The organism is Paenibacillus sp. FSL R10-2788 (assembly GCF_038003885.1).
Lineage (GTDB): Bacteria > Bacillota > Bacilli > Paenibacillales > Paenibacillaceae > Paenibacillus_AQ > Paenibacillus_AQ odorifer.
In genome coordinates this window covers 792,793-808,068 of record NZ_JBBOQA010000001.1, presented here as the reverse complement: position 1 = coordinate 808,068, position 15,276 = coordinate 792,793, and the positions used below count along the sequence as shown (strand labels likewise).

The window sequence follows — 15,276 nt, the reverse complement described above, 5'->3', positions numbered from 1 at the left end:
CTCGTTCTAATCAATTAATCGCATGCTCTAATGCATAGTCTTCAAGCTGAATATCTACCTGTTGATTCATGGCCAGCTTGGCTAGCTGCTCACCAAGAAAGGGTCCCATCGTTAATCCGGATGACCCTAGTCCATTAGCAACAATTAGTTTATTCCATCCTTGAACCCTGCCTAACACGGGAAGAAAATCTGCAGTAAAAGGACGGAACCCTACTCTTATCTCATTTAGGCTACAATCCGCAAGACCGGAAGCCGTTTGCAAACCTTTATTTAATATTTCTTGCATTCCTCCTGCGGTTACAGCAGTATCATAACCTACGACATCATTTTCGTGAGTAGCACCTACCACGATATTTTGATCCGCAAACGCAAGGATATATTGATCTGTAGGCGGCATTACCACAGGCCATTGCTCTGTACTCGCTTGTTGAGCAAGCTTCAAATGCATAATTTGAGCTTTTTGATAACGCACCTGGAGCATGATCCCAAGCGGATGAAGCAAAGCGTTAGACCAAGCCCCTGCGCACACAATCACTTCATCCGCTGTGAATGTCTGTTCTCCTACGCTAACCCCTTTAATTTCATGATCAGCATGCTCTAAAATAGCATCGCCCTCAATCATTTGCGCACCATTACGCTGTGCCGCTCTTAGCAAAGCATCACGTAATTCACGTCCGTTCACTCTTGCTGCACCAGATACATGCAGCGCATGATAACCTTCCGACAATAATGGAAACTTCTCTTGCGCTTCAAGATCCGTCAGCATCGTAAGTTCCCCTATTTCAGGGGCGTCCTCTCTGCGCAGCTCCGCTCTTTCTTTCATCGCGAGTAACTTTTTCAAATCCTCATGAATACATATCGCTCCTACTTTTGCGTATCCAGTCTCGGTTTCTCCAGCCTCTTCCAACTCTTGAATAAGTGCCGGATAAAAGCTTGCACCCGCTTTAGCAAGACGATACCATGCTTTGTTTCTGCGTTGAGACAACCATGGACAAATAATCCCTGCTGCTGCATCCGTTGCTTGTCCAACATCCTTACGATCTATAATGATGACCTCAGCACCTAACTTACTTAGCTGATAAGCTGCTGAAGCCCCTAATATGCCTGCACCAATTACAATAACCTTGTTCATATTCGAAGTCCCTTCAGTTATTCATTTTTTTAATCATTCACTACTTACCCATTGTATCTTAAATTTGACATTTCTAATGAATTATCGTACTATAAATCTCACTCAGTTAAAAGTACTTTAATTGGAGTACTAAAATAAAAGTGTTATTTAGAAGAAAGAAGGAATACAGTTGAAGTTTTCACAGTTTTTGAAGTCCAAAGGGGCCATTGGTTCTATTTTTATGGGTGTGTTCTATGCCATTGCGATGCTTGGTATTTTCTTACCAGGGTATACAGCACTTCCAGGGAACATGGATGATTTAAAAATTGCTATTGTCAATGATGATGCAGGTCAATATGGGGCTCAGATTTCGAGTCAGTTCTCGGAGAGTTTACCATTCAAAACGATAAAAACCGATGTATCGAATAAAAAAGCGATGGATGAATTAGAACATAATAAGTTAGCTCTAGTTGTCCATATTCCAGAAGAATTTTCAGCCAACGTTCAAAGCGGTAAGGTATCCGCAAGTATTGATTTCACAGTCAACGAAGCTTCTGCCACCATGGTATCTTCAGCCATGTCTTCCGTTGTAGGAGAAATTAACAAACAATTAAGCGCGAACTTCTCAGAGCAAACCGCAAAAGGTGTGTTAATGAACTTTAACGTACCAGAAGAACAAGCCACCGCAATGGCTACACAAATTGAAAATAGCTATGTCGGGAATTATGTTGTCATCAATGATGTTCCGGACGGCATGCACAACAACATGTTACCTATGTTCTTAACTATGGCTGGTTATGTTGGGGCAATGATTGCCTCCATGCAATTAGTTGCTTCTTTTAAAGCGAACCGCGGGAAAGCAAGCAAGACAAAACTGTTTATGTTCGTTCAATTCACAGCTTTATTAATCGCTGTATTATCAACAGTCGTTGCTTTAACCATTGCCTTCTCTGTTGCAGATGTAGACCTATCCTTACTGTTACCAGTTGCTGCTCAACAAATTCTAATGTATATGGCTGCATTCAACGTGTGTGCGATTATGGTCTTCCTAGTTGGCGAAGGCGGTATGGTCTTAAATATTCCAATCCTGCTCATGCAAACCATCGCCAATGGTGCTACCATGCCTCGTGATATGATGTATACACCATACGATTGGTTCGGCCGCATCACCCCGATGTATTATTCTGTGCAAGCTTATTTGGCACAAATGTTTGGTTCTATTAGTCCAGCACCCTTCTTATGGGGATTAGCAGGCGTATTTGCCGGGGCTATGATGATTAACATTGTAATCGTCCGGTTTGTTCATAAACCTGTACCTTTGACTAAAGAAACTATACTGCCCGTTGAAGTTAAAAATACAGCTGAAATAACCGCCTAGGTTTGGTAAGATAGAGTTTAGCCAACAATTAGGAGTGGGTTCTGTGATGTCAATTCAAATTTATATCTTAAGTAAGTTAATGGATGAAAATAATTATCCTTATAAATTAAAAAAAGAACTATCCACCCCTATTCCTTTTGATAAATTGCTCAATCTATCTGAAAGCAAACTGTATTATCACTTTGAATCTCTTACGAAACAGGGCTTAGTTGAACAGGTAGAGATCATCAAAGAAGAACATCGTCCAGACAAACAGGTGTTTTCCATTACCCATAAAGGGCGTAAGCAGCTCCCGCTCAAAATTTATAAGGTAATAGAAGATGCAGAATCTATTTCAGATATGATTGTCGCTCTTGTGAATCTTCGTTTTGTAGAGACTGATAAAGTGATCCCGATTATCGAGAAGAAAATTGAACAGTCACTTATAAAAAAAGATCAATTAAATCAAATCTACCAGCAAATAGATGTAGATAGCTCCACTCGTGAAAGTGTAGATTTCATGGAAAGCTACTACGCTTCTCAACTTGAGCAATCTATACACTGGTGGAAAGTTCTTTTAGAAAAGCTGAACACGAAAACGATATAAAAAAGAATGCCTTGGATTATAGCATAATCAAGGCATTCTTTTTTTATTTCCAGCACCAATCACACAATAGCTTTTTTCAGTTATTCACTTTTAATCAATAAATATAAAAAGTATGGAGCACCGATTAAAGCCACGATTACTCCTGCTGGTATTTCAGTATTGGCTACTACCATTTTACCAAGCGCATCTGCAATAACAACTAATCCGCCACCGATTAATAAACATGCGGGAATCATTATTTTATGGCCACGAAAGAGTCGTCTAACTAAATGTGGAACTACTAGTCCTACAAATCCAATGCTCCCACTGACAGCAACCGCTGGTGCCGCCAATAATACACTACATACTAAAAACCAAACGCGATACTTATTTAGAGATACCCCTAAACTAATGACTACAGGATCGTTAAGCCTTAGTACATCCAATATAAGATGATTCCGAATTAATAAAGGCACAATAAGAAGTAACCAAGGCAGCATAGCATACACGTGGCTCCAATTACTATTCCCTATGTTCCCTGCCAGCCACACCTTAATCATCTGATATTGCGAAGGATCTAGTACGAAGGTTAACACAATCATAAATGCACTAATCGCAGCCGCAACAGCAATACCAGTATAAATTAATCGAATGGGAATAATGCCTTGATTACGATCATAAGAAAGCATAAATAATAGAGCGACAACGATAAATCCGCCCAATAAAGCATACAGTGGCTGAACATAAGTATGTAAGCCGGTTGAGCTATTTTGTAAGAGTAAAAATAACATCATGGATAATCCAGCACCAGCATTTATCCCCAGTATACCCGGGTCTGCTAACGCATTTCGGCTTATGGCTTGCAGCAGCATTCCTGCTATTGCCAACGCGCCACCTACTAGAAAACCCAAGATCATACGTGGAATACGGAACTGAAAAAGTACAAGCTCCTGTCTCGGTGTTCCATTTCCCAATACGGTTTGCCATAACTCTTGTAAGCTTAAGCTGCTTTGACCAGTAGATACACTATATATAAAGCCTAGCAGTAAAATGATTGCTATAATTATAAACTTCCATCTTAGCTTCACTATAGCTCCCGCCTTTCTTTACGAGCCAAATATAGAAAGAACGGAACACCAATAACCGCAATTACAGCACCTACAGGTATTTCATAAGGGGCATTTACGATTCGTGCCACTAAATCAGCAAGCACAACAAGGGTGGCTCCCAGAATTGCGGATAATGGAATAATATAACGATAATCCACACCCACTATGTAACGTACCAAATGAGGAGCAATTAAGCCCACAAAGCTTACAGATCCGGCTAAAGCACATGAAATCCCAGCTAACATAAATGCGGCTAAAAGCGAAAGATTTTTGATAAGTTTTATATTAACGCCTAACCCTTCCGCTGTCTCATCCCCTACAGAAAGTATAGTAATCGACTTTGAAATTACGATGGCAAGTAATAGCGCAAGAAGCATCCAAGGCAACATTTGCTGTAGATGGGCCATGCTAATGCCACTTAAACCTCCTCCATACCAAAAAGCCACCTGCTGAGCCACTGAAAAAAAGATACTTATTCCTTCACTTAGGGCAGTTAGCATAGCAGAGATGGCAGCACCCGCCAATACAAGCCGAATAGGCGTCATGCCTCGTTTACTTAATAAACCCACACTAAAGACTAAACCCGCTCCCAATCCCGCACCTAGAATACAGAGCCAAAGTGTACCTGTGAATGAAATCGTCGGCAGGAAAACCATAGCAATAACTAACGTGACCCCTGCCCCAGCATTTAATCCAAGAATCCCCGAATCGGCTAAAGGATTGCGACTAATCCCTTGAATAATCGCTCCACTTACTGCAAATCCAGCGCCTGTTGCCATAGCGGCAAGTACCCGGGGTAAACGAATCGACTGGATCACCTGATGAGTAGACGCCTTATCATCAAAAGCGATGATCGACATGAATACATCTGCGAAGGGTATTTTTTTCGCGCCAAGGGCCATAGCAAGCACTAATACGCCTATTAATAGGAGGAGCATGAGGATTAGCAATAATAAAAAGGAGAACTTTTTTTCTCCTGCTAGTGATGATTTCTGAACATTTGCGGCCAATGTTTCCAACCCTTTCCCTTCACTTTACAAAAAGAGCCAGCCAAGGGCCAGCTCAGATGCAAACGAATATGATTTCTATCTAACTTAAGTCAGAGGATGTGGTAAGCAAAAATTTGACGGCCCGACTAATCGCACCCGAGATTACGCTCACATGCTCCTCTTGCTCAAGCAATGCCCAGCTTACTTCAAAGCTTGGAAGGTGTAAGGCCATCATGCTGTTACATAAATCCAAGCTATCCTTGACCATATAATCCAGCTCTTCCCCACCGGCAATCATAAGCGTTTTAGGTAACTGACTTAGCGTATTGCTGTGTAAATCAGCTTTAAAATTCTCATACTCCTTTAAAAGTGCGTAATCATTCCACCAGATGGAAGCACTACTTGCAATATAATGTGAGAACAAGGTGGGTTGTGTAAACAACGCATGCAGAACAAATAATCCGCCAAAGGAATGACCAAACAATGCTTGCTTCTGCTTATTGATAACGAACCGCTGGGCAATGGCTGGCATTAACTCTTTTTCAAAAAAAGCTAGCAGCTCATCTGCCCCGCCAAATGCTGGCCAAGGCTCCCCGTTGGGACGTTTCGGTAAATTCGCGAGCTCGGCTGGCATGGTTAAATCATAGGTTCGACGCACGGTATCAAACGCCTCACCCCCAGGATAACCAATGCCAACAACAATCGCGGGTGGATAGCCTTTAGGCTTACGCGTCAGCAATCGGGTGATTTCTGCTGCGGTTTCAAAAAGTCCATTACCGTCAAGAACATAAATGACACCGTAGCCATCTTTTGCAGGCTCATCCAAAGGTTTGGCAATAAAAATTTCATAGTCCTTATGATTAGCTTTACTCGTGATCAACATCGTTTCATAGTTTGGTTTTACGTACGGTTTGATAATCATGGCAGCAGGAACGCTACAATATCGTCCATCGTTTTTTGATAAGCAATTAATCCACTGGATCTCCAGTGATCGCCATCCACCTCGAACACTTTACCTGCTTGAACTGCAGGCAGCGCCTTCCATAAAGGACTAGCTTTAATGTCTGCCAGGAAAGCATCTCCCAGACCATCATTATCGTTAATAAAGATATAATCAGCGTCTAAATCAGACAACATTTCCAGCGAAATATCAGCGGACATTTCTCCTTCTACAAGAGCACTTTGAGCAAAGCCTAGCTCACTCAGCACATAACCCCCGTAATGGAAGTTACCCACTAAAAAGATCGCACGGGCATTCGCATTAATATAAATTGCTTTTTTACCGGCAGAAACGCTGGCTAACTGTGCTCTAGTTGCTTCTAGCTTTGTATTGTAAGCAGCAATAGCTTCTGTTGCTTTATCCTCTAAACCTAGCAATTTCGCAATCGTTTCTGTGGCCTCCACTACATTGCCGAGTGCATTCTTAAACACGTAAGTTGGAGCAATTTGCGAGTAGTTTTCATAAACACCATTTTGTGCATAAAAAGCAGTGGGGAATATAATTAATTCCGGCTCCAAATCTACTACAGATTCTGGAGAGGGAACACCATTAGCGAAGCTGATTTCTTTTACACCACTTAACGTATCCTGTAGATACTGCTGCGGTCTTTCACCCGTGGACCATTGGGCTACTGGGGTTACACCAAGGGTAACTAAGTAATCCTCTAGACCAGGGGCATACACCTTTTGTACAGTCCCCGGAATGTTTACTGTATTGCCTACTTGGTCTGTTACTACAAACGCATCTCTAGCCGCTACTTCCGTTTCTTGTACAGCGGGTTCATCGGTTGCAGTTGCACTCGCTTCACTGGTTGTTACTGGAGTATCTGTTGCTTGCTGATTAGCTGTATTATTGCCGCCGCAAGCTGTTAGTAGAATGGATAATAAACCAACCATTACAACATAACTTATTGTTTTTGTATTAAACCCCTTCATGATAGACCTTCCCTCTTTCCTATATTCTCAATAATAATCATTCTCAGTATTGAGTGTATAAGAGATAGGACGCATTGACCATGTAACATCTTATGATTAGACATGTACATTTTCAAGGTATCATCATTACTGCAACTTCCTCTAGCATCCGCTTTAAAGCTACAGGCGAATATTCAAACCAAGGATCGGAGTGAATAACATAGATTTGTTGCTGCTTAATAGCCTCTAACTGTCTGAACCCAACCTCTCTCTGCAAATGATGCCATGTTGCTCGTGACTCATCATCGGGGCAGATAATCGTAAACAGCTTATCTACCTTCAATTTACCTAATTCATCAAAAGTAATCTCAGTATTATATAGACCGGGCTGCTCATAACTAGATTCCGCTCCCAAATCCTGAAATAAAAGATGCTGAATGCCTGTATTACAATAAGCAAAGATTTGCTGCTGATAGATACGTATAACTAGAACTTTAGGTGGTGTAGAGGTCCAGTCTAACCTGCGCCGAACGTCTTCCAATCTTGCCCTATACTGTGTGATCCACTGTTTCGCTTCTTCTTGTTTATTTAGTCGGGCAGCAAGTTCAGTTAAGGCTACTAAACAATCTTGCTTATCATCCAGCCAATAGATTGGAAAATGATCCTCTATCCGTTTTACCAGCTCTGACGACAAATCTTTGGGAGAAATAAGAAGATCAATTGGCAAATGCAATAGCTCATTGGGGCTGCAGTAATTTTTGTTTTGCGTCAAGGTTACCTTATGCTCGATTTCTTGCGCCCACAAATTATAGTAGTACGGTGTCCACTTTGCACTTAAAGGTGCAGCAAACGGGATGATCCCTGCCGCGTGTAGATACCCCATCATATTCCCAGTTACAACACCGATATGAGATTTTTGCTGGCTGGAATACATCGTTGGCGAGATCCCTTCAACCTTTTTGAACACTCGGCTAAAATAGAACTCATCACTATATCCAACAGCCTCTGCTATAAACTTCAAGCGAACGTCTTGTTTCTGCAATAATTGTTTAGCCTTTTGAATCCGCAGCTGGGTAACATACTCCATTGGACTTTGTATATATTCCTGTTTAAACGCCGAGGAAAAATAACTGGAACTAAGTCCAGAAAGATTAGCTAAATGTGCTAAAGACAAGTGCTTCGTGAAATTCTCTTCTATATATCTTCTAACTTCAGTTAAATCTGTCTTCTGCGATTGTTTTTGCATTCTGTCACCTCTTTACTGCTTATATAAATGCACTTAACTCTTTATTCATTCATCAATTGATAATCATTATCAATTATACTTTTGTTTTTGGGGGGTGGCAATGGTTGGGGAACGTTCTATAAAAGTGTGCTCAAAAAAGAAGACGCTCAGGGGACTAATCCCCTCGCGTCTTCTGTGTGTAACTATAGGCTGCTGCTGCCCGGAGTAAGTCTTTTATTTTGAATCTACAGCCGGAGCCGGAGCCGGAGCCGGAGCTGCAACTGCTGCGCCATTCTTTTGCGAGTTCTCCTTCACTTGACCTTGCTCTAAAGGCTGAACAGGAGCACCAATGTTAAAGCTATCAATGATTTTCCCTAGTGTAGCTTGGTCAAAGTCTACTTGGGAATACAACTCTACTGTATAGCCATCCTCTTCCCAAATCACAATTCCATTTGCATAATAAACCTTAGTCCCGTTAATTACTTCTGTCTTCACTTCTTCCGTAGTGCTGATCCCATTGTCCCCGCCCTTGGAGATTAGAAAATTCACAGCATTCTCACCGGAATTATACTGCACTTCAACCATGCTGGTCCCCTGAAGAACACAATTCACAAACTCATAGTCTCCCATCCAATCGGGTGCCGGGAAGTTCATGCCAAGTGCTGCACGTGCTTCATCTAGACTCAACTTAGCTGCAACCGGCAATTCAATGACCGCATTCTCCCCACCTTGGGCATCTTCAGATGGAGTCATTGACTGTGTTGCCGATGGGATTTCCTTATCGTATTGTGTGATTTCGAGATTTCCCACTTCAAACTTTGCCATGATCGACTGGAACATATCCTGTGCATAGGAGGTTGCAGAGAATGCTCCACCCAGACAAATTACTGCACTGCCAATCACTATTGCATTTCTCCAGCTGTTTTTTTTCATCGTTATCCCGTCCTTTATCTCTGATTGGGGGCTAAGAGCCCCATGGTCCAATTTGTATATCAAGCGGTTATAGATTCTTTCTTTGGCGGTAGTGCTGTCCTGTTCGGCATTCTCAAGCCGTTCTATGGTCTTGCTGAATTTGGTGAGATCATCTTTCTTATTCATTTTTGAACCCTCCTGCCTTTAAGGAAATATGCAGTTTTTTCAAGCTTCTATATACTACGACACCGATATTGGACTCACTAACTCCCATGATCTGTGCAATTTCGGAATTTTTCAGCCCAGCCCCATATTTCATTGCAATGATATTGCGTTCTTTCTCACGCAGCTTGGAGAGCGCCTTGAATAGTGCCTGATTATTATCCTCACGGATCGCCAGCTCCTCAGGAGACGGCTTGGGAAATATAAGCTCCAGCAACGAATCCAGTGAGGTATAGCTTCTTTTCTTCTGCGCCCGAAAGTAATCCGTCACAGCATTTCTTACAATGGCAAACAGCCACACCTCAAAATTCGATTTTTCTTGTGAAAAACTATAATACTTACACATCACAGTCTCAAACACCTGACTGCATATGTCCTCTGCCGCGTGGTGGTTATTAATCCGATAACAGATATATTTGTAAACACGTTGGTAGTACGTATCATACATCCGGGTAAATTCCTCTTTGGACATGATAGCTTCACGTGATCTTTCGGTATTCATGTAACGCTCCACTTTACCCTGAATAACCTCCATCTCCACCCTCCTTCCACCTCACCTTCATCGAAAAGCTAAACAAATTGCGCAATTTGTTGTGAAGAAACTTACATATGTTAATACGGAAAAACGGGCGGAGCATTAACAAAATGTTTTGATAATTGTGGATAGTGAGTAAAAAACGCGGAAGCCAGCGGCTTTTTTCAACATTCATTCAATAGAAGATACAGCAACTTCGAACCCAATTTGTGGGATAAGGGGAAATCTATTATGAACAAGGTCAGCTGATGTTTCGGCGAGCTTATAGGCAAGTGGACGAAACAATGGCGGTAAAAGAGTGTTATCCGCGAAAGCGTTGATACTAGAATTGCGAGGTGGATATAGGGAGGTAAAAAAGGGGAGAATCTCTGCGTTACAATTAATTTCATAATTTATGTACTTCAATTGTTCAAATGAAATTCTCTTTCATTTCATTTATAATTTTCACAGCACTAATCTTCCAATTTAATCTGTCACGAACCAAAAAAACAATAATTCACCGGAGTATACCTCTTTTAGCACATTTTGCGAATTATACACCATCACTTCAAAACCAGAAGCTAGCACGAATACTTAAAGTATTCGTGCTAGCTACACTATAGCCAATTCCACTTACGTATGATTCAGCTTGAGTTCGATGATGTTTTCGTTCACCTTACTACATTTTCACTAACCTTAAATATTCCGAACTTCAACAACCTTCCCTAAGTCCACATACTGCTCATGATCCAACTTCACCTTCACTCTGCCCTTTCGGCGCTTCTCACGCCATTCACGAAGGTCACTCTCCGTTTCCAGGCGAAGCTCCGCAATCTCTAAGGCACGATCCATAATATATTTACTAGTATAGAGCACCGTTTGTATTCCTTGACCACCTAGCATGATAGGAGACATAATTCCTTCCCATTCCTCAACCGTAAATCGTACATAAAGGTCCTCTTCTGTACCCGGCCGACAAGGAACCTCCTTAATCTCATTACGCCGCAGCACCTTCCAATCCGCTACTTTCCCTACCCAGTGAATCCCCGTTTTTGCAGGATCAATGAACTTTTTACGGGATTGGCACATCGCTACGTATTCAATTTGCGTTAGGATCTTCTGGTTTGCAAGATTCCTTAACGGCATATGATAAAAAGCTTTCCGCAGCGCCACCTCCACTTGTTCGGGTCCCCGGACAGAACCAACAAGCACATTTTTGCCCGCGAGTTGGTTGGCATAGTATTCTTTCGTGCCGCGCGGACGGGTGGAACGCTCATAAGCTTTTTCCGGACTATCCTGAATAATCTCATCCAAGAATCGCTCCACTAGGCTTGTAGAATTCGGTAGGAATGGCAAAGCGCCAATATTCAATAGCTCGATGCTTTTGTAGAATCGGTGGGTCTTATACCGCTCCTCATCCGGGTAGGGGAATAAAACATAGGCGCCAAACATGCTTCGCTCATATTCTTCCGATCCCTTCTCCTGATACACAATGGCATCCCGATAACGGTGCATGGTGTTGATGTCATCCTCTTCAGGACCAGGCTGCCTATAAGTGCGGTGATAGGAAGTCCCTTCATAAGCCGGATTTAATCGGTATTTCGCATCAAAAACATACTTATACTCTTTGATTTTGCCAGCATCCTTCTTCTTCAGTGTCAGCACATTATCCGGACGCTGATTGAGCGTCGGTGCCTTATCCGAGCTAGGAATCGCATTATAATACAGGATGAACTGCTCTCCGTTAACTGGATTCTCGTACACCATCTTAGCGCTCTGCGAGCGGTCAAGTGTAACAAAAATACCATTCCGATTCACCTTAATAATATCCTGCTTCACCAGCTTATACTTCTGACCCAGAAGCTGATTCAACTTGAGGAAGCACCAGTATTCATAGAGCTGCGCGACATCCTTCATAGACAGGCGCAGCAGATCACCTTGGATCGACAAGCCTTTGAGCAGCATTAGATAACAGCGATAGACCTCGCGGTATCCAGGGGCCATCTGCAGCACCAGTGTAACGGACATCTGCCTCAGTACTCCAACCTCACGCAAAAAATCCATCTTGAGCACCCGCTCTAGTTGAGTGAGCATGTTGTCTAACCTTTTTATAAGTAATGGATCTGGGGTTCGGTTTTTAATCTTCCAGCGACCCTTGAGCTCTTTCAGCTTTCCATGAATGCGTTCCAGCATCCAGCGGATGAACCTATTCTCATTAGTATCATAGGCGAGGCGTCTTCGTGTCTCCATTAAATGTGTGGCTGTGTAATTTCGGCTGCCGATGGTCAAGAATCCATGGTTCATGTCTTCTCTTAATCGTTCGGGATGCTTCGCGAGCTCGCGGATGTTCTCTCTTCCTGCCTTTTTGACCCGATTAGCATCCACTAGTCGGCGGTCCTGAAGCAGAGCGTAATTGGGATTCTTGTTAATCCGCTCAACGGCATCCAAGAGCTGTCTAAACACATGCTGAAGTATGGTGAAAAACTCCGTCAGGCTCTGATGCTGCGTCTCCCGCAAGCCTGTTAGTTGGTAGGTTTTGCGCAAAAAATCAAAAGCCAAGTTATAAATCTGCTCATTCACTTCATTTAAAATATTCTGGTAATCCAGCTTGTAATCCATTTTAGAGGGGAAGATCTCCATCTCTACCCGCAGCAAAGCCTGTCCCGAACTGCGGATCTCCCATTCCGTCAAACCGACCTCATTCCCAAAGTTCAGCACACCCGCAAGAATAGACTCACCTAGGGGCTTAATTGCCTGCCGAAGCAGCACATTGTCATGATAAAAAGAGAGGTTAGCAGCGGTCTTCCTCTGGATCACCAGCTCATACGACTGTGTCTCATAAAAACAAGGAAAAACAGACTCCCCCGGCTGCCAGTCCACCATTCCGTGGACTTCAGGGGAAAACACTTTAATCTGAACCTTACCAAGCCGTTCGGAGCAAACAAGCCCAAGCTGCGCATTCACCCACTCCTGACTAGAAGAACGATGAAGCTGCAAGGTCTCCACCGTAGGATGATAAGGCCGTCCTTGCAGAAAAAGCGTAAAAAGCTCCGTTTCTACACGGAGCAATTCTACCGCCTGATTAAGAGAGCCAGTATGAGGTGAATCCATCTTCCTCCAGCCTCCTAAGCATAAAAGCCAATTTACGCGCACTTTGTGGATGTTTGGCCGTAGGGGGAGTTTGTCCAGCAGCCCATCTCATATACAGCGGAGTAGCATCATCCATAAAAGCTGGGAAGTCTACTGTAACACCAGATCTGGTACTCAGAGCCTCTTTCATCAAGTTCAACAATACCCGGCGAACCGATGAATGGCTCCCTTGAATGCGCGGCAGTATCTTTTGCAGCAGTTGCCAGTCAAAAGCTTCTTCCTCACTCATCAGCTTGTACCGTTCGTTATAGATCATATAGAAGCAAATCGCATCGCGTACCCGGAAACCTACATGAGCAAGGACATCCTCAAGCAGAGCATTGATCTTAACCAATCTCTCTGTCGTCCGAACAACTAGCTCCTTGTTGGCATCATAGGCATCCACTAGCTGCAAATAATCGGAGCGCAGAAAAAGATGATTCAGTTCGGCAAGATCAGCGGGATCATCCGTCTCTACCTGCACACCCAAATCCGGATACTGCTGCAGATTAATATAATTGAATTCTATTGTATTGGCTCGATCCAGTACCTTTTTGCTAAAAGGATGTGTCGTTTCGTCCATATTCACAGTCCCGATTAAGAACACATTCTCCGGGATACCGAGGCTGCCAAACTTCACTTGATCCTCAGGCGTATCCAGCATGGTAGAAGATATGAGATCCTGTGTCTGGATCTTCCCCTCCTGCCAGTCCTGCGTTTCCAGCACACTTAACAGGTCACTGAAATAATGCTCTACCCGCGCCAGGTTCATCTCATCCATACAGATAAAATATGGCTTATGTCCATTCTCCGGCTTCCGCGCCTCTACTAATACTTCCGTAAGCGGACCCAGTTTGAACCTGCCCGAAAGATCCTTGTACCCCAGCAGATCCGCAGGATCACTCCAATCCGGCCGCACTGGGATCAAGGTAAACTGGCCGTTATTTCCCGTTGCACCAAGAGCCTCAGCAAACAGCTTCACCAACCGAGTCTTTCCCGTGCCCGATATGCCTGCCAGAATGACAAAAGGCTTAGTCTTTAGTGAGAGGTAAAAGTTTTCAATAAGGTGCTCAGGGAAGAAGAAACCTTTGCGGCGGATGTGGGATTGGATTTGGTGGAGGATACCTGTTACTTGTTCATCCTGTAAGGGCGCAGCTTCTTGCGTCACTACTTCCACTTCCTCATTATCAGCTACATTACCTGTAGAAGTCACAGTGTCCACATATAGACGGTAATCTTCCATCACATTCTCGAGATCTTGGATTAGTTGCTCGTCATTCGGAACGGCTCCTCTTTCATACTTGATGTAAGCGATAGTAGACACCTGATAATCTTGACCTAGACCACTATCTACCAGGTGTATATTATCATCCTTATTCATATGGTTCAGTGAAAGGAGCCCTTGTATGTCTTGTGTTCGAGATCGCAGATAGGCATAACCTTCTCTACGCCCCTTCTCTTGAATAGGCGCCGTCACTCCTTGATTAAAAGTAAGATAGACAGCACTCATATCCTCAGCAAACAGATACACAACATACTCCCCACGCTGAGTCGTTTCCGTGATCCGCTTATCCAGTATTGCAAGCCAAGGAACTGTTGCCCAATTCCCTTGACCAACAGAACCTTGAATTTTATATTGATCATCTAAGAATGGTAACGCTTTGAGCTCAGAAGGAAGTGTCTGACGAAATAACGTACCTAGTGCATGACTTGCAAAGGTTTCTTTTTTGGCAGAAGTGTACTCCGCCATGATCTTCTCCAGATAACCTTGCAAAGAGAAATGCTGCAAAGCGGCATTATAAGACTGGAGTTCGTCATTAGCTAGTCTCTCTAATTGCGATAGCTCCTCTTCCCCTAGCTGTCTTTGAATCTGGCTATGAAAACCTATGGTGTTATCCTCCGAGTTCACAAACAAAATATGCGAGAGCGCATTAATTGGACTGTTAATAATATCTTTCAGCTGGCTTTTGGGTGCATCACTCCATAGTTCTCGACCTGGTGGCAGATCTACCCGGTTTCCACTATCCTGTTCAGCTATAAAGTAGTTAAGAAACCGCTGCTTCACGTGATCATACGATACGCGCTCCTGATGAAAGGCTCGCAGCTCTTCGATCAAGGATAGGATCAGGACCATCTTGTATGATTTTTGCTTACGCTTGAAAATCTGCGTGACTGATTCCGGTAATGGCATGTTGACCTCCAAGACTA

12 protein-coding genes are annotated in these 15,276 nt (G+C 43.2%); 2 read left to right on the top strand and 10 right to left on the bottom strand.

The window, feature by feature from the left end; translation table 11 throughout:
- Positions 1-10 precede the first annotated feature (10 nt).
- Positions 11-1,132 carry an NAD(P)/FAD-dependent oxidoreductase gene (locus NSQ50_RS03555; RefSeq protein WP_036684819.1) on the bottom strand — a complete coding sequence of 374 codons (1,122 nt, stop codon included), beginning with the start codon at positions 1,130-1,132 and terminating at the stop codon, positions 11-13.
- A gap of 169 nt (positions 1,133-1,301) precedes the next feature.
- On the opposite strand from NSQ50_RS03555, the gene NSQ50_RS03550 reads away from it, so the two are divergent.
- Positions 1,302-2,489: a YhgE/Pip domain-containing protein gene (locus NSQ50_RS03550; protein ID WP_036684818.1), complete on the top strand. Its 1,188-nt coding sequence runs from the start codon at positions 1,302-1,304 to the stop codon at positions 2,487-2,489.
- A gap of 46 nt (positions 2,490-2,535) precedes the next feature.
- A complete protein-coding gene (locus tag NSQ50_RS03545; protein ID WP_036684816.1) occupies positions 2,536-3,075 on the top strand; it encodes a PadR family transcriptional regulator in 540 nt (179 codons plus the stop codon).
- Positions 3,076-3,155: 80 nt separating this feature from the next.
- Here NSQ50_RS03545 and NSQ50_RS03540 read toward each other — a convergent pair whose 3' ends face one another.
- The 9 genes from NSQ50_RS03540 to NSQ50_RS03500 form a co-directional block, all read right to left on the bottom strand.
- On the bottom strand, positions 3,156-4,142 hold the full coding sequence (locus tag NSQ50_RS03540; protein WP_162164281.1) for a FecCD family ABC transporter permease: 987 nt from the start codon (positions 4,140-4,142) through the stop codon (positions 3,156-3,158).
- Entirely contained in the window at positions 4,142-5,182 is a 1,041-nt protein-coding gene (locus NSQ50_RS03535) for a FecCD family ABC transporter permease (RefSeq protein WP_036684813.1), read from the bottom strand. The genes NSQ50_RS03540 and NSQ50_RS03535 overlap by 1 nt, the downstream gene beginning before the upstream one ends.
- Positions 5,183-5,252: 70 nt before the next feature.
- On the bottom strand, positions 5,253-6,074 hold the full coding sequence (locus tag NSQ50_RS03530) for an alpha/beta hydrolase (protein WP_036684811.1): 822 nt from the start codon (positions 6,072-6,074) through the stop codon (positions 5,253-5,255).
- Entirely contained in the window at positions 6,071-7,087 is a 1,017-nt protein-coding gene (locus tag NSQ50_RS03525; protein ID WP_076179112.1) for an ABC transporter substrate-binding protein, read from the bottom strand. The genes NSQ50_RS03530 and NSQ50_RS03525 overlap by 4 nt, the downstream gene beginning before the upstream one ends.
- A gap of 112 nt (positions 7,088-7,199) precedes the next feature.
- Positions 7,200-8,312 (bottom strand): helix-turn-helix domain-containing protein, encoded by a 1,113-nt coding sequence (locus NSQ50_RS03520; protein WP_076224365.1) that lies wholly within the window; start codon positions 8,310-8,312, stop codon positions 7,200-7,202.
- Between the two features lie 213 nt (positions 8,313-8,525).
- Entirely contained in the window at positions 8,526-9,389 is an 864-nt protein-coding gene (locus NSQ50_RS03515; protein WP_076224367.1) for a hypothetical protein, read from the bottom strand.
- A complete protein-coding gene (locus tag NSQ50_RS03510) occupies positions 9,382-9,960 on the bottom strand; it encodes a sigma-70 family RNA polymerase sigma factor (protein WP_081383426.1) in 579 nt (192 codons plus the stop codon). The genes NSQ50_RS03515 and NSQ50_RS03510 overlap by 8 nt, the downstream gene beginning before the upstream one ends.
- A 675-nt stretch (positions 9,961-10,635) precedes the next feature.
- Positions 10,636-13,050: a restriction endonuclease-like protein gene (locus NSQ50_RS03505; protein WP_076224369.1), complete on the bottom strand. Its 2,415-nt coding sequence runs from the start codon at positions 13,048-13,050 to the stop codon at positions 10,636-10,638.
- Entirely contained in the window at positions 13,022-15,259 is a 2,238-nt protein-coding gene (locus NSQ50_RS03500; protein ID WP_076098729.1) for an MrcB family domain-containing protein, read from the bottom strand. Before NSQ50_RS03500 ends, NSQ50_RS03505 begins: the two co-directional genes overlap by 29 nt.
- Positions 15,260-15,276 lie beyond the last annotated feature (17 nt).